12 protein-coding genes are annotated in these 18,358 nt (G+C 69.6%); 6 read left to right on the forward strand and 6 right to left on the reverse strand.

Annotated elements, in window-relative coordinates:
- Positions 1 to 2 precede the first annotated feature (2 nt).
- From ASC93_RS00900 to ASC93_RS00910, 3 genes are all read right to left on the reverse strand, one after another.
- Entirely contained in the window at positions 3 to 230 is a 228-nt protein-coding gene (locus ASC93_RS00900; RefSeq protein WP_157201696.1) for a hypothetical protein, read from the reverse strand.
- 243 nt (positions 231 to 473) lie between these two features.
- Positions 474 to 3,785, reverse strand: coding sequence for a PAS domain S-box protein (locus ASC93_RS00905; protein WP_056435585.1), 3,312 nt, complete (start codon positions 3,783 to 3,785; stop codon positions 474 to 476).
- Positions 3,786 to 4,043: 258 nt separating this feature from the next.
- The gene (locus ASC93_RS00910; protein ID WP_162251780.1) at positions 4,044 to 6,221 is read right to left on the reverse strand and encodes an ATP-binding protein; all 2,178 of its coding nucleotides are present in this window, start codon (positions 6,219 to 6,221) and stop codon (positions 4,044 to 4,046) included.
- Between the two features lie 190 nt (positions 6,222 to 6,411).
- On the opposite strand from ASC93_RS00910, the gene ASC93_RS00915 reads away from it, so the two are divergent.
- From ASC93_RS00915 to ASC93_RS00940, 6 genes are all read left to right on the forward strand, one after another.
- Positions 6,412 to 7,914 (forward strand): peptide MFS transporter, encoded by a 1,503-nt coding sequence (locus ASC93_RS00915; protein ID WP_056435591.1) that lies wholly within the window; start codon positions 6,412 to 6,414, stop codon positions 7,912 to 7,914.
- 12 nt (positions 7,915 to 7,926) lie between these two features.
- Positions 7,927 to 8,454, forward strand: coding sequence for a GNAT family N-acetyltransferase (locus ASC93_RS00920; protein ID WP_056435594.1), 528 nt, complete (start codon positions 7,927 to 7,929; stop codon positions 8,452 to 8,454).
- Between the two features lie 120 nt (positions 8,455 to 8,574).
- Positions 8,575 to 9,729 (forward strand): HAF repeat-containing PEP-CTERM protein, encoded by a 1,155-nt coding sequence (locus ASC93_RS00925; protein WP_056435597.1) that lies wholly within the window; start codon positions 8,575 to 8,577, stop codon positions 9,727 to 9,729.
- A 277-nt stretch (positions 9,730 to 10,006) separates the two neighbouring features.
- Positions 10,007 to 10,858 (forward strand): phosphate/phosphite/phosphonate ABC transporter substrate-binding protein, encoded by an 852-nt coding sequence (locus ASC93_RS00930; RefSeq protein ID WP_056435600.1) that lies wholly within the window; start codon positions 10,007 to 10,009, stop codon positions 10,856 to 10,858.
- Positions 10,855 to 13,749, forward strand: a complete 2,895-nt coding sequence (locus ASC93_RS00935) for an EAL domain-containing protein (protein ID WP_082547681.1) — start codon at positions 10,855 to 10,857, stop codon at positions 13,747 to 13,749. Before ASC93_RS00930 ends, ASC93_RS00935 begins: the two co-directional genes overlap by 4 nt.
- Before the next feature lie 18 nt (positions 13,750 to 13,767).
- Entirely contained in the window at positions 13,768 to 14,964 is a 1,197-nt protein-coding gene (locus tag ASC93_RS00940; protein WP_056435604.1) for a pyridoxal phosphate-dependent aminotransferase, read from the forward strand.
- Here the strand turns inward: ASC93_RS00940 and ASC93_RS00945 are convergent.
- From ASC93_RS00945 to ASC93_RS00955, 3 genes are all read right to left on the reverse strand, one after another.
- Positions 14,954 to 16,288: a hybrid sensor histidine kinase/response regulator gene (locus ASC93_RS00945; RefSeq protein WP_229412524.1), complete on the reverse strand. Its 1,335-nt coding sequence runs from the start codon at positions 16,286 to 16,288 to the stop codon at positions 14,954 to 14,956. The two genes, ASC93_RS00940 and ASC93_RS00945, sit on opposite strands and share 11 nt — an antisense overlap.
- 66 nt (positions 16,289 to 16,354) lie before the next feature.
- Positions 16,355 to 17,815 carry an ATPase domain-containing protein gene (locus tag ASC93_RS00950; RefSeq protein ID WP_056435610.1) on the reverse strand — a complete coding sequence of 487 codons (1,461 nt, stop codon included), beginning with the start codon at positions 17,813 to 17,815 and terminating at the stop codon, positions 16,355 to 16,357.
- Positions 17,812 to 18,246: a hypothetical protein gene (locus ASC93_RS00955; RefSeq protein WP_056435613.1), complete on the reverse strand. Its 435-nt coding sequence runs from the start codon at positions 18,244 to 18,246 to the stop codon at positions 17,812 to 17,814. The genes ASC93_RS00950 and ASC93_RS00955 overlap by 4 nt, the downstream gene beginning before the upstream one ends.
- Positions 18,247 to 18,358: the final 112 nt, after the last annotated feature.

Raw genomic sequence — 18,358 nt, forward strand, 5'->3', positions numbered from 1 at the left:
CGTCAATGCGCGTGCCGCATCTGCGTCCACGGGTCGAGCACCCGCAGCCCATCCAGCACGGCGCGCGGCCCTTCGACGGTGCCGCCGCTGTCCTGGTCCCACTCCAGCCTCAGCTTCGATCGGCCCCTGCGCAAGTCCACCCGCGCGTAGTCGACCCAGGCATCGTCCGCATCGTATTCGAACGTCTTCATCCAGCCGGTACGCAATAACGCCTCGAGTGTCTGGCGCAACGCGAATGGTGGGAGGTCCGAAATCGTTTCCGGGTGTGACTGTGGGTCGCCAAAGACGCCCAGGTATCTGACAAATTGTGAAATCCACGCCATCGCTGCCTCCCAACATCGGTTGACGTTGAGTTCAGTCTACTCAGGCGATGTTGGTATTGACGTTCGCTAACGCACAGAGCGGAACAAAATGCAGGGCGCATATGTCACAAATTTGTAACCGATTGTTTCGGCAATCTCATGCCAACAGTTTCAGACAAGAATATTGTGCAGCTCCTCGATGCTGACGGGTTTGGTGAGATGGTGCGAAAAGCCCCGGTTGCGGGTCTGGCGCCGGTCCGCGTCCTGGCCCCAGCCCGTCAGTGCCGCAATGCGCAGGCCGGCAAAGCGCTCGTCCTGGCGCAGCCGGCGGGCGACCTCGTAGCCATCCATGCCCGGCATGCCGATATCGAGCAGGACGCTGGTCGGCAGGAAACTTTCCGCCATCGCGAGCGCAGCGCGGCCGTCGTACACGACCCGCACCTCGGCCCCGTCCGCTTCCAGCAGCAGCCCGAGCGTATCCGCGGCGTCGCGGTTATCGTCCACGACGAGGATGCGCTGGCCGTGAAACGGCGCGGACGGGCGCGCCTGGCCCAGTTGCGGCACGTCGTTCCCGATGTCGTGGTCGGACGCGAGCGGCAGCCGCACGATGAATTCGCTGCCCTGGCCCGCCCCGGCGCTGCGCGCCTCGACGGTGCCGTGATGCATCTCGACGAGGCTGCGCACCATCGTCAGGCCGATGCCGAGCCCGCCCTGCCCGCGCCCGGCGGAGCGGTGCGCCTGGGTGAACATGTCGAACACGCCCGGCAGCGCGTCAGCCGGAATGCCGATGCCCGTGTCGCGCACGGTGGCCACGACCTGGCCGTCCTCGCGCCGCACGTCGAACCAGATGCGGCCGCCCGTGTCCGTGTACTTGGCGGCGTTGTTGAGCAGGTTGGAGAACACCTGCGTCAGGCGCACGCGGTCGGCGTCGAGGAACAGGGGCTGCTCCGGCAGGGCCACGGCGAGCTGGTGGCCGGCCCGGTCGATCATCGGCTGGCTCGTCTCGATGGCGCTGGCCACGATCTCGGCGAACGGCACGCGCTCCAGCTTGAGGTCGATCTTGCCCCGCGTGATGCGCGACACCTCCATCAGGTCGTCGACGAGGCGCGCCATCTGGCGCACCTGGCGCCCCACCATCTCGACGACGCGGTCGGACTGGCGCCGCCCGTCCGGACGGCGCATCAGCTGCACCGCGTTGCTGATCGGGGCCAGGGGATTGCGCAGTTCGTGGGCCAGCGTCGCAAGGAACTCGTCCTTGCGACGATCGGCCTCCTTTAGGGCCTCCTCGGCCTGCACGGCCCCCGTGATGTCGAGCGAAATGCCGACGTAGCCACGGTGTTCGCCGTCGCCCGAATGCCAGGGCGACGCATGGGATTCGAACCAGTGCCAGCTGCCGTCCCTGACCATCGTGTGGAGCCGCTGGGTAAAGGCGCCGCGCGTACGGATGCCGTCGTACACGGCGCGCAGATACGCATCCATGTCGTCCGGGCGGGCGATGTCCTTCCAGCCGCCCTTGTCTTCCCCGGCCGCCGTCTCGTGCATCACGCAGCGCTGGTTCAGGTAGATGACGTTGCCGTCCACGTCGAACTGGTACACGAGGGCGGGCGACGCGTCGGCCAGCGCGCGGAACCGGCCTTCGCTCTCGCGCAGGGCATCCTCGGCACGCTTGCGCACGGTGATGTCGTGGAACAGGATCGCCACCCGCGGCACCTGGCGCCCGCCGACCGGGTAGACGAAGAAGTCGTACCAGCTGGCCAGCGGCTGCGAGAAGCATTGCGAGCGGCTGGACACGCCCGTGCGCACGACCTGCGCGCAGGCGTCCAGCCAGCACGGCTCGTGCTCGGGACGCATGCGCAACTGGCCCGGGCCCACGTAGGCGATGTTGGCCATGCGCACGGCGGCCGGATTCGCTTCGGCGTAATCGAGGCCGACGGGCTTGCCCGCGTCGTCGAAGCGCACCGTCGCCAGCAGGAAGCCCTCGTCCATCGCCTCGAACAGCATGCGGTAGCGCCGTTCGCTCTCGGCCAGCGCGGCCTGGGTGCGGCGGCGCTCGTCGACGTCGATGTGCATGCCGACCCATTTGCGCACGCTGCCGTCGGGGTTGAACAGCGGCGCCGCGCGCGCATTGCTCCAGCGCCACCCGCCGGACGCCGCCTGTACGCGGAACTCGGCGTTGAATATGCGCCGCGTGCCGACGGCCGCGCGCCATTCGCGCAGCACGTAGGCGCGGTCGTCCGGATGCACGGCGTCGATCCAGCCGACGCCCAGCGACGCGGGCTCCGACTGCCCCGTGTAGGTCGTCCAGCTGGGCGAGCCCATGTTGAGGCGGCCGTGCGCATCCGTCTCCCACACGGTCTGCGCGAAGCCCTCGACCATCGCGCGGAAGCGCTCCTCGCTCTCGGCCAGGCGCGCCTCGGTCTCCTTGTTGGCCGTGACGTCGATCACGAACAGCACGCAGCGCCCCTGCGCGCCCTCGCCCGAGATGCGCGCGGGCGCGAACAGGCCCCACCAGCGGCTGCCGTCCTTGCGCGTCATCTGCTTGGTGTACGGCAGCGTGACGCCGTGCTCGATGAGGTCGCGCAGCGCACGCGCCGACGCGTCCCGGAATTCGGGCGGCGTCATGTCGCGCCAGTTCGGCATCGTGCGCAGCTCGGCGCAGGTGTAGCCGGTCATCCGTTCGAACGCGGCGTTGACGTCGCGGACGGTGCCGTCGATGTCGAAGTACAGCACGCCGACGGTGCTGATGCTGAGGGTGGCGTCGATGAGGGCCTTGTGCTCGCGCAGCAGCCGCTCGGCCGCGCGGTGCTCCTCGACCTCGCGCTCCAGGTGTTCCTTGCTTTCGAGGACGGGACGCAGGCGCTCCTCCACCTTGCGTTCGATCTCGACGCCGTCGACGGCCTTGCTGCCGCCGGCCTGGTGGGCGGCCGCGGCGAAGGCGGCGCAGGCCCGCAGCAGGCGCAGGTCGTCGGCGTCGAAATGCGCGCCGCCGTCCTCGCCCAGCACGACGCCCAGCGCGCCCACGACGTCCCCGTGGACGCGCCACGGCACGCCGAGGAATTCGCCCGGCACCGGGCCCGCGGCGCGCAGCGAGGGGAACCGGTCGGCCGGGTGCGCGAACAGGACGGCGCCGTCGGCCAGGATGGCCGCGCCGCAGGCGCAGACATCCAGCGGCCAGCGTTCGCCCTGGCGCCCGGCGAGCGCGCCGGACACGACGCACCAGCGCACCGTGTCCGCCCCGTCCGGCGCCGCATCGCGCACCGCGACGACGACGGCATCGGCGCCGCACAGCGCGCGCACGGCATCGGCCAGGCGCTGCATGGCGTGCGCGGGGTCGTCGGCCAGCGCCTGGGCCAACCCGGCCAGCGCACCGGCTTCCTCCGCCCCGTCGTGCGCGGGCAGGTGTGCGGTGCGTTCGCGCAGGACGGCGTCCACGATCCCGTCGTCGCGGGCTCCGGTCGGTGCGTCGGGTGTCGAGTCGGCCATGGTTGTCGATTATTGGTTGCCTGCGCTCTGCAACCCCAGATTACTTGACAATCCGATCACCGCCAATCGAATTTCAATCGTGTTCGCCATGTTTAACAAAATTTAAAGAATTCGGCGCCGGCGCCCGTCGGAATTGTGGCGAAGCCGCCAAATAGCCCTGGCCGCGTGACCAGCGTTCCATTTCACCGTTACAAAACAGATAGCGATAACAACCGCGTCGCGCGATCACATGGCGGTCATAATCAAAAGAGCCGGCGTTCAGCGCACGGGATCGGCCTCGCCCAGCGCGCGCTCCAGCTCGTCCAGGCGCACGGGTTTTTTCAGGTGCAGGTCGAACCCGGCGTCCAGCGCGCGCCGCACGTCGTCGGGCTGGCCGTAGCCGGTCACGGCCACGAGCCGGATGCCGCCCTGGCGCGCCAGCGAGCGCGCGACGTCATAGCCGGAGATGTCCGGCAGGTCGATGTCGACGAACGCCACGTCGGGCCGGTGGCGCGCGGCCAGAGCGAGCGCGGCCTTGCCGCCGGCCGCCGTCAGCACCGTGCAGCCGCGCGCCTGCAGCAGGGCGCAGGTCATGTCGCGCAGGTCGTCGTTGTCCTCCACCAGCAGCACGCGCCGGCCCGGCGGCGGCGCGGGAACGGTCGTGTCGCCGGCGCCGGTGCCGGGAAGCGCGGCGCCGGCCAGCGGCAGGCGGATCGTGAACGTGCTGCCCTGCTGCGCCCCGCCGCTGGCGACGGCCACGCTGCCGTCGTGCTGCTCGACGAGCGACTTGACGACGGCCAGGCCGATCCCGAGGCCACCCTTCGCGCGGCTGAGCACCTTGCCCTGCACGAACACGTCCCAGATGCGCGGCAGCAGGTCGGCGTCGATGCCCTTGCCGTCGTCGGCCACCGCCAGCTCCGCCATGCCGCCCGCGCCGCGGACCGACACGCGGATCCGGCCGCCGGCCTGCGTGTACTTGGCCGCGTTCTCGATCAGGTTGCCGATCACCTGCTGCAGCCGCGTCGGATCGCAATGGACCCACACCGGCTCCAGGTCCAGTTCGACCGTGTGCTCGGCCGTCGTGCCCTGCGTCTGCAACGTCGAGGCCACGTCGCGCACCGCCGCGGCCAGGTCGAGCGGCACGGGCGCCAGGGTCACGCGGCCGCTCAGCACGCGGTTCGCGTCCAGCAGTTCGTCGACGAGGTGGCCCAGGTGCCGGCTCTGGCGCCCGATGATCTGATGCGCCCGCTCGGCCGCCTGGCCGCTGGCGCCCATCTGGATCAGCGCGATCGCGGAACTGATCGCGCCCAGCGGATTGCGCAGCTCGTGGCCCAGCATGGCGAGGAATTCGTCCTTCGCGCGGTTCTGCGCCTCGGCGAGGCTGCGCGCCGCCTGCGCCTCCGCCAGGTGGCGCTGGCGCGCGCTCTCGAGCCGGATCAGGCGGGTGGACACGGCGTGCAATACCTTCTGCAGGGCGTTCAGCTCCGTGATGCGCAGGTCGGCCGGCGGCGGCAGCCGGCCATCGACCATGCCCTCCGTCGCCGCGCCCAGGTATTCCGTGGCGGCCAGCAGGCGCCGCGCGAACAGCAGCGCGCCCAGGCACGCCAGCGCCACCGCGCACAACAGCGTGCCGGCCGTGAGCGAGACGGCGTGCGCGGCCGTCGCCTCCAGTTCCGCGACCGGCACGCCGACGGCGGCCGTCCAGCCGGACAAGGGCGAGCGGACCAGCGCCGCGTACATCGGCGTGCCTTCGCGGCTTTCGCTGCGCACGATCGCCGTGCCGGCGCGCAGGGCAGCCAGCACCGCGGGACGCGGCTGCCCCGCCACGTACGCCTCCCAGCCGCGGTTGCGCGCGATGGTGCGGCCCGCGCGGTCGAATACCGAGATCAGCCACGAACCCGGCACGTCGCGGGGCAGCATGGCGTTCAGGCGGCGCGCGTCGATCCGCTGGCCGAGCACCATGGCGCGGCCGTCGCCCAGCGTCACGGGGATCTGGGCCGCCACGGCGAAGCGGCGCGCCGTGCTGCCGACGATCAGGTCCGACACGACCGGCACGCCGCCCTCGAGCACCGTGCGCACCCGCAGGCGCGTGGCGGCCGACGGTGCGGCGGACGGCGCGCCGTACGGACGGGCGGTGTTGAACACCTGCTCGCCGTCCGCGCGCAGCAGGGCCGTATCGCGGCCGGTGCCCGCGTTGGCGCTCCTGGCCTGGCTGTAGAACGTCGCGAAATCGCCGCGGAACAAGGTCAGCGACGTCGTCAACGCCTGGCCGCTGGCCAGCGCGGCCGTGAGCTCCCGGTCCATCGTCAACGCGGTGGCGCGCGCCAGTTCCTGCATGCTGCGCAACACCGCCTGGCGTTCCGCATCGAGCAGCAGCCGGATGGCGATCGCCGACCCGAGGATCACGGGCAGGAAGACGGCGGCGGCCAGCAGGGCCAGATGCGTACGCACTCTCATGGTGTCCGATGTCGGAAATCCGAATCTTCCGATTGTATATTCAGCAAGATCTGATTGGATCATGGGAATTGAAATAATTGCATACGCCCTGTCAGTACAGGCTTTTCCCTTGTTGCACGATCCCTTTCTCTGGCGTAGCATCCACGCTTTGCCGGGCTCACGAGGCCGTCGGCAGCCCCTCAGGAAAGTCATGAAACCCGAAATCCCACCCCTCCCCACCCAATCCCGTTCGTTCCTCACCATCGCTCTGATCGAGATGTGGGAACGCTTCGGCTACTACGGCATGCAGGCGCTGATCGTGTATTTCATGGTCCAGCGCCTCGGCTTCGACGACAGCCGCGCCAACCTCGTCTGGAGCGCCGCGGCGGCGCTGATCTACGTGTCGCCCGCGATCGGCGGCTGGATCGGCGACAAGGTCCTGGGCACCAAGCGCTCGATGGTGCTGGGCGCCCTCGTGCTGACGGTCGGCTACGCGCTGATGGCCGTGCCTACAGAAAACACGTGGTTCCTGTTCTGCGCCCTGGGCGTGGTCGTCGTCGGCAACGGCCTGTTCAAGCCGAACACGGCGAACCTCGTGCGCCGGATCTACGAGGGCGACGATTCCAAGATCGACAGCGCCTTCACCCTGTACTACATGGCCGTCAACGTCGGCTCGACGATCTCGATGCTGGCCACGCCCTGGATCAAGGACTACGTGAACGCCACCTACGGCGGCGAGCTCGGCTGGCACATCGCGTTCGGCGCCTGCAGCGTGGGCCTCGTCGTCGGCCTGTTCAACGTCTTCATCATGCGCGCCACCATTTCCCACGTGGGCTCGCTGCCGGACGAGCGTCCGCTCGACGTCGGCAAGCTCGGCGCCGTGCTGGCGGGCGGCGTGGTCATGGTCGGCATGTCGGCCGTGATCCTGGAGTACCAGACCCTGGCCCGCATCTTCGTCTACCTGGCCGGCTTCGTCGTGCTGGGCATCTTCATCCACCTGATCCGCAAGAGCGCGCCGAACGAGCGCGCCGGCCTCACGGCGGCCCTCGTGCTGACCTTGCAGTCCGTGTTCTTCTTCATCTTCTACCAGCAGATGTCGACGTCGCTGTCGCTGTTCGCGCTGCGCAACGTCGACCTCGAATTCTCGCTGTTCGGCGCGCACCTGTTCGACTGGGCGCCAGCCCAGTTCCAGGCGCTGAACGCCATCTGGATCATGGTGCTGTCGCCCGTGCTCGCGTGGGCGTATTCGGCCGCCGGCCGCAGCGGCAAGGACCTGTCGATCGCCGGCAAGTTCGCACTCGGCTTCTTCGCCGTGGCGCTGGGCTTCTTCGCCTACGGCGTGGCCGGCCTGTTCGCCGTCGACGGCAAGACCTCGTCGTGGGTGATGGTCGCGGGCTACGGCCTGTATTCGCTGGGCGAACTGCTCGTGTCGGGCCTCGGCCTGGCGATGGTGGCGCGCTACGTGCCCGTGCGCATGAGCGGCTTCATGATGGGCGCCTACTACGTCGCCACCGGCATCTCGCAATACCTGGGCGGCGTCGTCGCCAACCTGGCCAGCGTGCCCAGCGACGTGACGAACCCGGTGCAGACCTTGCCGATCTACACGAGCCTGTTCAACCACCTGGGCGTCGGCGCGCTGGTGTGCACCGGCATCGCGCTGGCCGTCCTGCCGCTGATGCGCCGCCTGTCGGCGACGCACCACGCGCACAACTGAGCGCCGGCCGCCATGACGATCCTCACGAGCGGCCGGCTGCGCTACGAGCCCATCGCCGACCGGCACTTCGACGGGCTGCATGCGATGAACCGCGATGCCGACGTGATGCGCTATCTCCTCGGCCGGCCGGAGACGCCCGACGAGACGCGCGCCATGATCGCCCGCGTGCGCACGCGCTGGGCCGAGTGGGGCTATTCGTGGTGGGCGCTGATCGACGGCGCAAGCGGCGAGCTGGTCGGCGCCGGCGGCATCCAGCACCTGGGCCGCGACCGCGCCAACCCGCACGAGATCGGCTGGCGCCTGCGCCGTGCGAGCTGGGGGCTGGGCCTGGCGACGGAAGCGGCGCGCACGCTGGCCGATTACGCCTTCACGGTGCTGGACGCTCCCCGCCTATGCGCCGTGCGCCACCCGGACAACACGGCCTCGCTGCGTGTGATGGACAAGCTGGGCATGCGTTTTACCGGCATCGAAGAATGGGATGGCGCACTGGTCCCCGTGCACGAACTGGCGCGCGCGGACTGGCGCGCGGCGTGCGTTTGACGCATCCTGTGGGGCACACGCCACATACCCATCACGCATACCTCTGATTCTCATCAGGGAGCGATGCTGCGACTCCCCTAAGCTGGCCTCGGAATCCAACAACCCATCCCGGAGGCTAGCATGCGCACGTCATCAAAAATTTCCCGGCTGATCCTGTCCGCGGCCCTGGCTCTGCCCGGCGCGGCGGCCCTGGCGGACCCGCTGTACGCCCTGACCCTGCTGGGCGGCACGGGCAGTTCCGCCAGCGACATCAACCGCTGGGGCGACGTCGTCGGCAGCATCACCAGTGCCGGCGTCACCCACGGCTTCGTCAACGCCGGCGGCACGTACACCGATCTCGGCACGCTGGGCGGCACCAACAGCAGCGCGAACGCCATCAACGACTACGGCCAGATCGTCGGCGGGTCCGACAACGGCGCGGGCCAGTTCCACGCGTTCTCCTACGCCGTCGGCAAGATGAGCGACCTCGGCACGCTGGGCGGCGACCGCAGCGAGGCATTCGGCATCAACAACCACGGCGTGATCGTCGGCGACGCCCTGAACGGCGACCCGGCGACGATGGGCTTCGCGCAGGCCTTCCGCTACTCGGGCGGCACGATGACCGACCTGGGCACCCTGCCCGGCGGACTGGGCAGCACCGCCTATGCCATCAACAACAAGGGCATGATCGGCGGCTCGTCGTTCGAGGGGCCGTTCACCGTGCCGGAATATCCGTTTCACGCCGTCACGTTCAGCGGCGGCACCGCCCACTCGATCGGCGCGTCGGACCTGGGCGACAGCGCGATCTACGGCCTGAACGACGACGGCCTGGCCGTCGGCGGCATCCCGATGTCCACGATGATCCACGCCTCCCACGCCTTCCTGTACGACCACGGCACGATCACCGACCTCGGCATCCTCGATCCGGCGCAGGATGACAGCATCGCCTGGGACATCAACAACCTCAAGCAGATCGTGGGCAGCGCCGCCGTGACGATCGACCCCGACCATTACGGCTACCACGGCTTCCTGTGGACGGGCGCCGGCCTCGTCGACCTGAACACGCTGATCGATCCGGCGTCGGGCTGGGTCATCACGAGCGCCAACGGCATCAACGACGCCCAGCAGATCGCGGCGACGGCCTGCTACGGCGGCGTCTTCGGCGACTGCCGCGCCGTGCGCCTCGATCTCATCTCGGCCGTGCCGGAGCCCGGCAGCTGGGCCATGCTCGCCCTCGGCCTGGGCCTGGTGGGCGTGCTGAAGCGCGCCCGCCCGGTGTGCCGCATGCCGGCCTGAACGGCGCGGCAAGCCGCCGCGGGAGGCCGGGTGGCGCCCGCCGTTCCGGATGGGGCATCCCGGCGCGGCGGCGTCCGGCCGATGCCCGGCGCGCGATTGCGCCTTCGGCACGACAGCACAGCCCGCTTACACGGCATTACCGGATTTTCATGCCATGCGCGTCGTACGGACAGTGCAGCAATAACATTGGCAAAAAGTTTCGTATTATTGCAAACTAGTAATATGTTATAGTCCACCCGTCCGGCCGGACGTCCCGCCGGCGCTACGTCAACGACCCATGCACCGACTTTTTTCCATACGTCCCGTTCTGGCCGTCGTCGCCGCCCTGCTCGCGGCCGGCGCCGCGCGCGCGGACGCGCCGGCCTATAATTTTTCGCCCGTAAATCAGTACAACCTGCAGGTGTCGGCCCGCTTCTGGAATCCGGTCATCCGCTACGTGTCGCAGAAAAGCGGCGTGCACCTGAACCTCAAGCTGGGACGCACGTCGGCCGACACGACGAGCTACGTGCTGGCGCGCGAGGTCGACTTCGCGTTCACGAACCACTTGTTCAGCCCGGAACGCACGAGGATGGGCTGGACCGTGTTCGGCCGCCGCAACGCGCCGCCCGTGCAGGCGCAGATCGTCGTGCCCGCCGATTCGCCCATCAGGCGCCTGGACGAGCTGGCCCGCACCACCGTCGTCTTTCCGGGTCCGGAAGCGCTGCTCGCGTACCGGGTGTCGTACGCCCAGCTGCTGCGCCGGAACATCGCCGTCGACGTCGTCTTCGCCGGCAATATGGACGCCGCCTTCGCCCAGCTGGTCGCCGGCAAGACACAGGCCGCCGGCGCGAATTCCCAGCTCGTGCAGAATTACTACGGCCGCGAGCACAAATCGTTCCGCGTGCTGTGGAGTTCCGAGCCGTTCAACGACCTGGCGCTGATGGCCTCGCCACGGGTGCCGGCCGACCAGGTACGCGCCGTCGCCCAGGCCTTTTTCGGCATGGACAAGGATCCGGAAGGCCGTCGCATCCTCGCCGCCGCGACCGAGCTCGTGCACTCGCAGACACCCCTCTCGTTCGTCGCCGCCAGCGACGCCGACTACGCGGCCTACCGCGCGTTCTACACGAACGCGCCGCTCGACGTACGATGAACCTGCCCCGTCCATCCCCGCTCCCGCGCCGGCTGCGTCCGGTCCAGGAACTGCTGGCGCGCCTGCTGCCGCGCTCCCTCGTCGGCCGCGTGTTCACCGTCTTCAGCCTCACCCTGCTGCTGTCGATGGGCACGGGCCTGGGCCTGTTCTACCGCTACCAGTTCCTGCAGCACGTCGAAGAAACGCAGGACACCGCGCTGACCCTGGTCGAGGTGGCCACGCAGACGATCGAGGACAGCGTCGTGATCGGCGACTACGACACGGTCAAGCGCACGCTCGGCAAGATGCTGTTCCAGTCGCCGTTCAAGCGCGCCGAATTCATCGACGTGGCCGGCAGCACGATCCGCGTCGACGCGCCGCGCGTGACGCGCGCCCTGGCCCCGCGCTGGCTGACGGCCCTCATCGCCGACAAGCTGTACGACGTCAACCGGATCGCCAACGTGGGCGGCAAGGATTACGGGGTCGTGCGCCTGCAGTTCGACGAGGAGAAGCTCGCGGCCCAGCTGTGGAGCCTCGTGCTCGACACGGCGGGCGTGGCGCTCGTCGTGTTCATGGCCAGCCTCGCGCTGATGCGCACGCTCGTGCGCAGCTGGCTCGACAGCCTGGGCCGCCTGCGCTCGTTCGAGAACGACGTGGCAGCCGGCCGGGTCACCGCCGAAGCCGCGCTGCTGGCCGACGCGCCGACGGAAATCCAGGAAGCGATCCGCGCCGTCAATCGCGGCGCCGCCAGCCTGCGCGACCAGTTCGGCCAGCGCATCGACTCGCTGATGAACTCGCTCATGCAGCACAAGAGCGCGATGGACCAGGCCGCGATCGTGTGCGAGGCCGACGCGGCCGGCGTCATCGACGGCGTGAATGACCTGTTCGTGACGAGCAGCGGCTTCACCCGCCCCGAGGTCGTGGGCCAGCGCCTGGCCGACGTCGGCCGCCCGGCCGGCGCGCGCCTGCCGTGGCAGCCGTCGGACCGCGTCTGGAACGGCGAAGTCGTGATCGCCGGGCGCCATGGCCGGCGCCACTGGTATCGCACCATCGTGCCGATGTTCGACGCGGCCGGCGGCGTCGAGCGCTACATCTGCATCGACATCGACATCACGGAGCGCAAGGAATTCGAGCGCACGATCGTCGAGAACGCGCAGCGCCAGACCCTGATCGCGGAACTCGGGCGCAAGGCGCTGGCGGCCAACGGCCTCGAGGAACTGTTCGCGGACGCCGCCGCCGCCGCCGCGCGCGGCCTGTGCGCGCCCTGCGCCGGCCTGTTCGAGATCACGGCGAACGGGATGCTGCTGCGCGCCGGCGCCGGCTGGCTGGCGCCGGCCGCGGGCCTGCAGCTGGGCGACGTGCCGGGCGAACCGCTCGCCGCGGGCGAGCGCGCCGCGCGCCGCAAGTGGTTCGCGCCGCTGGCGGCCGTGCACAACATCGCGGCCGGCATCGACACCGCGATCGTGTGCGGCGAGCGGATGTTCGGCGTGCTCGGCGTCTATGCCGACGGCACGCGCCGCTTCGGCACCGACGACGCCAACTTCCTGCACGGCGTCGCGAACATCCTGGCGACGGCCGTGGAACGCCACGAGGCGCGCAACCGCCTGACCTGGCTGGCCCAGTACGATCCCCTGACGAACCTGCCGAACCGGCGCCGCCTCGCCCACTGCCTCGAGGAAGCCATCGCCCGGGCCGGGAACGACGGCGGCCGCGCGGCCGTCATGTTCATCGACCTGGACCGCTTCAAGAACGTCAACGACATGCTGGGGCACGGCGTGGGCGACCAGTTGCTCGTGCAGGCCGCGAAGCGCCTCCTGGGCTGCGCGCGCGACGCCGACGTCGTGGCGCGGCTGGGCGGCGACGAGTTCGCGCTCGTGCTGCCCGCGCTGGCCAGCGACGGCGACGCCGCGGCCGTCGCCGCGCGCGTCATCGAGGCGCTCGCGCAGCCCTTCTATCTCGAGGGCCAGCCGCTGTTCGTGTCGGCCAGCGTGGGCATCGCCACGTATCCCGAGAACGGGCGCGACGCCGAGTGCCTGCTCAAGAACGCCGACACGGCCATGTACGGCGCCAAGAACGGCGGCCGCAACAACTACCAGTTCTACGTCGCCGAGATGCACGAGAATGCCACGCAGCGCCTGCAGACCGAAGCCCAGCTGCGCCAGGCGCTCGAGCGCGGCGAATTCCTGCTGCACTACCAGCCCAAGCTCGACCTGGCCACCGGCATCATCAGCGGTTTCGAGGCGCTGCTGCGCTGGAACCATCCGCAGCGCGGCCTCGTGCCGCCGCTGGAATTCATCGCCATCCTCGAAGACACGGGCCTGATCCTGCCCGTCGGCGAATGGGTGATCGGCGAGGCCTGCCGCCAGCTCAAGGCGTGGCAGGCGCAGGGCATGGCGGTGCGGCCGGTGGCGATCAACCTGTCCGCGCGCCAGTTGCAGCAGGCCGACTTGGCCGGGGCCGTCGAGCGCATCGTCGTCCGCGCCGGCGTCGACCCCGCGCTGCTGGAATTCGAACTGACCGAGTCGATGCTGATGGCGAACCCGGAAGCGGCCGTCGAGATCCTCACCCGCATCAAGACGCTCGGCATACGCCTGTCGGTGGACGATTTCGGCACCGGCTATTCGAGCCTGGCCTACCTGAAACGCTTCCCGCTGGACGCGCTCAAGATCGACCGCACCTTCGTGCGCGACCTGCCGGACGATGCGGACGATGCGGCGATCACGAATGCGGTGATCCGGCTGGCGCACACCCTGAGCCTGAAGGTCGTGGCCGAGGGCGTCGAGAACGTGGCGCAGCTGCGCGCACTGGAGCAATACGGTTGCGACGAGATCCAGGGCTATTACGTCAGCCGCCCGCTGCCGGCCCAGGGGTGCGCGGCGCTGCTGGCCGGGGCAGCGGTGGCGGCGGCGTGAATCGGCTAAGATAGCGGTATGCCAGAAAATCGAATCCAGGTGGCGCGCCGCGTCGACGCCATCGAACCCTTCCGCGTGATGGAAATGGTCAAGGCCGCGGCCGCGATGGCGCGCGCCGGCCAGGACGTCATCAGCATGAGCGTCGGCGAACCGGACTTCACGGCGCCCGACATCGTCGCGCGCGCCGCCGTGGACGCCATCCAGCGCGGCGCCACGCAATACACGGAATCGCTCGGCCTCCCGGCCCTGCGCGACGCCATCTCCGCCCACTACGCCCGCGCCCATGGCCTGGACGTGGCGCCGCAGCGCATCGTCGTGACGGCCGGCGCGTCGGCCGGCCTGCTGCTGGCCTGCGCGGCGCTCGTGGCCGAAGGCGACGAGGTCTTGATGCCGGACCCGAGCTACCCGTGCAACCGCCATTTCGTCAGCGCGTTCGGCGGCCGGGCCGTGCTCGTGCCGTCCGGTCCGGCCGAGCGCTACCAGCTGACGGCCGCCCAGGTGGCCGGGCGCTGGACCGAACGTACGCGCGGCGTGATCGTCGCGTCGCCTTCGAACCCGACCGGCACCTCGATGACACCGGACCAGACGCGCGACCTCGTCGCGGCCGTGCGCGCGCGCGGCGGCTTTTCCATCGTCGACGAGATCTACCAGGGCCTCTACTATGGCGCGCAGCCGGGCGACCGCGCGACCAGCGCCCTGTCGTTCGGCGACGACGTCATCACCGTCAACAGCTTCTCGAAGTACTTCAGCATGACCGGCTGGCGCCTGGGCTGGCTCGTGCTGCCGGAAGCGCTCGTACCGGCCGTCGAAAAGCTGGCGCAGAACCTGTTCATCTGCGCGCCCGCGATCGCCCAGCATGCGGCGCTGGCCGCGTTCGACCCCGAAGCCATCGGCGTGTTCGAGGAACGGCGCCAGGAATTCCGGCGCCGCCGCGATTTCCTCGTGCCCGCGCTGCGCGACCTCGGCTTCCAGGTGCCCGTGCTGCCGGACGGCGCGTTCTACGTGTATGCCGACATCGGGCAGGTCGCCCACCGCGACGCGCACGACAGCAGCGCGTTCGGCATGGCCGTGCTGCGCGATGCGCTGGTGGCGATCGTGCCGGGCGACGACTTCGGCTTCGCCGCCCCGAAGCGGCACGTGCGCTTTTCCTACGCCACGAAATACGAACGGATCGAACAGGCGGTCGACCGCCTGGCGCGCCTGCTCAGGCGCTGAAGGTTGCGTCCGGCGCGGGCGCGTCGGCGACGACGGCCAGCAGCGCGCTGGCGCCGACCGGCTTGACGAGATAGCGGTCGAAGCCGGCCGCCAGTCCGCGCGCCGCGTCGGCCGGCTGGCCGTAGCCCGTCAGCGCGATGGCGTACGGACGCGCGCCGTCCTGCTGTGCGCGCAGCGCCTGCATCAGCGCGAGGCCGTCGAGTTCGGGCAGGCCGATGTCGCACACGATCACGTCCCAGCGCTCGCCGAGCGCGTGCGCCAGGCCCGCGCGGCCGTCCGCCGCGCACACCACGTCATGCCCTTCGACGGCCAGGATGTCGGCCAGGGTGGCGCAGGCGTCCGCATTGTCTTCCACGAGCAGGATACGGCGGCGGCGCGTGGCCTGGGCCGGCTCGGACCGGACGGGCGCGACGGGCAGGCCGGCGGCGCGCGGCAGGCGCACCGTGAAGCGGCTGCCGCATCCGGGACCGTCGCTGTGCGCCTCCACGACGCCGCGGTGCATGCCGACGAGGTTGCGCACGACGTTCAGGCCCACGCCGAGCCCGCCCTCCGAGCGCGCCAGCGAGCGCGGCCCCTGCGTGAACAGGTCGAAGATATACGGCAGCACGTCGGGCGCGATGCCGGTGCCGTTGTCGGCGATCGTCACCACGACGTCGTCGGGCCCGGCCTGCGCCGCGAGCCGCAGGCGCCCGCCGTCGCCCGTGTACTTCGAGGCGTTGCCGAGCAAATTCGTGAACACCTGGGCGAGGCGGACCTTGTCGCCGGCCACGGCGACGTCCGCGGACGGCAGCGCGACGTCGAGCGCCTGGCCGCGCTCCGCGATGCGCGGCTGCACCGTCTCGACGGCGTGGCGCAGCACGTCGGCCAGCGCCAGCGATTCGACGTCCAGCGTGATCTTGCCGCTGCTGATGCGGGCCGCGTCGAGCAGGTCGTCGAGCAGGCGCGCCATGTGGTCGACCTGGCGGCCGATCACGCGCGCCAGCTTGAGCTGCTGCGGCGCGGCGCCCGGGTCGCGCTCCAGCAGCGACGCCGCCATCGCCAGCGGCGACAGCGGGTTGCGCAGTTCGTGCGCCAGCATGGCGAGGAATTCGTTCTGGCGCCGGTTGACGGCTTCGGCATCCTCGCGCTGGTATTCGGCGTTGACGGTGGCGAGGACCAGATTTTCGTTGGCCTCGCGCAGCCGGGCCAGGGCGGATTCCAGCGCCAGCCGTTCCTCGGCCTCGCGCCGCGCGAGCAGCTGCGCGGCGTCCACCTCGGCCTCCAGCGCGCGGATGCGGCGCAGCAGGTGTGCGTCGGACCGCGCGTCGTCCAGGCCGTCGCGCACGACATCCTCCCGGGAACGTGGTGCCGCGGCGGGCGGCTCTTGTCGGTACGTTCCCATCGTCGTCCTTTACTTGTGCGGCTCGCGCCGCGTGGGGTAGCCCGTCATCAGGGCATCGAGGTTCGTCACGTGCGGCGAGACCTCGATGCCCGCATCGGTGATGCGGTATTCGCGCAGCTCGTTGCTGTGGCCGGTGCCGCGCACCTTAATGACGGTCATGAACTTGCAGACATGCCCTTCCACTTCGGCGAAGCGCATCGACAGCACGGCGTCCGCCAGGAAGCACAGGTTGTCGATCGAGAAGCGCCAGTTCGGCGCGTTGTCTTCGAAGCCGACCGTGACGAGGGCGGTCACGCCGCGCCGCGACAGCAGCGACAGCGTGCGGAACACGGCCAGGCGCAGGTCGTAGCGGAATTCCGGCGCGAGGTACAGGCCGATCTCGGACAGCGAGTCGATCACGACGCGCGTCGCGCCGGTGCGTTCGATCGCTTCCGTCAACTGGTCGAGCAGTTCCTCGACGGTGAGCGACAGCGACAGCGATTCCAGCACCGTCACCTGGCCGTCCTGCACCAGCTCGATGAGGGCCGCGTTGTGCAGGCGCGCCGTATGCTTTTCGAAGAACACGGCGACGCCCTTCTCGCCCTGGGCCGCGCCGGCCTGCAGGAAGCGCGTGCCGAGGATCGTCTTGCCGATCCCGGTGGGCCCGGACACCAGCATCGTGTGGCCCTGCGGCAGGCCGCCGTGGAGCATGTCGTCCAGCCCGGCCACGCCGGTGGGGACAGGGCGCGCCGAGGTGGCGACGGTCCGGTAGGCGCCGCTGCCGGGCGTCAGCTGGCGCGGATAGACGCGGATGCCGTCGTCCGTGATGCGCAGCGTGTGCGCGCCGGACATGTGGGCCTGCCCGCGCATCTTGATGATGCGGATCTTGCGCACCACCGAATCCTCGTCCAGGTTGTGCGACAGCGCGATCATGCCGTCGGCGACGGTGATGATCGGGTTGGCCTCGACGTCGGCCTGGGTGTATTCGCCGATCAGGAACGTCGTCGCCTGCCACGTCGCCATGCGCGAACCGAGTTCCTGCACGAAGTGCTGCAGGTCCCACAGGCCTTCGTTGCCGCTGCGGGCAGTCTGCACGACGGAGCGGAACGAATCGACGAACACGAGGCTCGGCGCGAAATCCTCCACTTCGCGCATGATGCGTTCCAGCACCCCGCTGAAATCGCCCGCGCGCAGGTCGTCGGCCAGGTTGACGTAGCGGATGGCGGAGCCGACCTTGTCCATGTCGAAGAACGAGAACTGCTGCTGGTAGCGCAGCATCTTCAGCGGCGGCTCGCCCAGCACGGTGAAGAACAGGGCGCGCCGCTCCGGGGTCGCGAGCGAAAACATGATCTGGTGCGCGAGTGTCGTCTTGCCGCTGCCGGGTGCGCCGGCGATCAGCGTGAACGAAAACTCGGTCAGGCCGCCGCCGAGAAGAACATCGAGCCCTGGCACACCTGTGCACAATTTCTCCAGGGTTACTTTTCCGCTCATTGCTTCTGCTCCTCTTGATTCTTCTGCGGCGTACCGACCGCCCCGGTTTCGGTCAGCAACCGTGTCGTCAATGCCGGGCCGATGAGGGCCCCCAGCTGCCGCACGAAAATGCCCATCAATTCCTCGTGTGTCGCGGCCGCCTCGGCAGGGTCGGCGCCCGCCAGGTCGTTCTCGAGGGCGGTCAGCAGCAGCGTGCTCGTCCGGCGCCCGAGGTCGACGCTGAGCCACGGCCGGGGCGGCGCCAGCAGCCGCGCCGAGCGGGTGAACAACGCGACGAACCCGCCTTCGCCGATCAGCGGCACCAGTTGCCGGCCCAGCCTCGACCAGGGTCGGATGAGCGCCTGGGCATGGCCGGGACGCGCGATGTCGGCCTTCCTGCCGGACGTCGTATCGGCGGCAACCGGCTGCGCTCTGTTTTCGTCTTTATCCATGCAGGGTGATGTCGGGGTTCTCATGCCATGCGGCGTGGCCTCGGCTGGCACGCGCGTCACCGGGATTATAACGTGAGACGCAACGTTAAATTCTTTAAATTGTTGTCAATAC

Source organism: Massilia sp. Root335 (genome assembly GCF_001425685.1).
Classification (GTDB): Bacteria; Pseudomonadota; Gammaproteobacteria; order Burkholderiales; family Burkholderiaceae_D; genus Telluria; species Telluria luteola.

Coding starts and splice junctions, on each gene's coding strand:
- ASC93_RS00925 (WP_056435597.1), top strand. CDS start 8,575: ATGCGCACGTCATCAAAAATTTCCCGGCTGATCCTGTCCGCGGCCCTG.
- ASC93_RS00915 (WP_056435591.1), top strand. CDS start 6,412: ATGAAACCCGAAATCCCACCCCTCCCCACCCAATCCCGTTCGTTCCTC.
- ASC93_RS00910 (WP_162251780.1), bottom strand. CDS start 6,221: ATGAGAGTGCGTACGCATCTGGCCCTGCTGGCCGCCGCCGTCTTCCTG.
- ASC93_RS00920 (WP_056435594.1), top strand. CDS start 7,927: ATGACGATCCTCACGAGCGGCCGGCTGCGCTACGAGCCCATCGCCGAC.
- ASC93_RS00955 (WP_056435613.1), bottom strand. CDS start 18,246: ATGGATAAAGACGAAAACAGAGCGCAGCCGGTTGCCGCCGATACGACG.
- ASC93_RS00930 (WP_056435600.1), top strand. CDS start 10,007: ATGCACCGACTTTTTTCCATACGTCCCGTTCTGGCCGTCGTCGCCGCC.
- ASC93_RS00935 (WP_082547681.1), top strand. CDS start 10,855: ATGAACCTGCCCCGTCCATCCCCGCTCCCGCGCCGGCTGCGTCCGGTC.
- ASC93_RS00940 (WP_056435604.1), top strand. CDS start 13,768: ATGCCAGAAAATCGAATCCAGGTGGCGCGCCGCGTCGACGCCATCGAA.
- ASC93_RS00950 (WP_056435610.1), bottom strand. CDS start 17,815: ATGAGCGGAAAAGTAACCCTGGAGAAATTGTGCACAGGTGTGCCAGGG.
- ASC93_RS00905 (WP_056435585.1), bottom strand. CDS start 3,785: ATGGCCGACTCGACACCCGACGCACCGACCGGAGCCCGCGACGACGGG.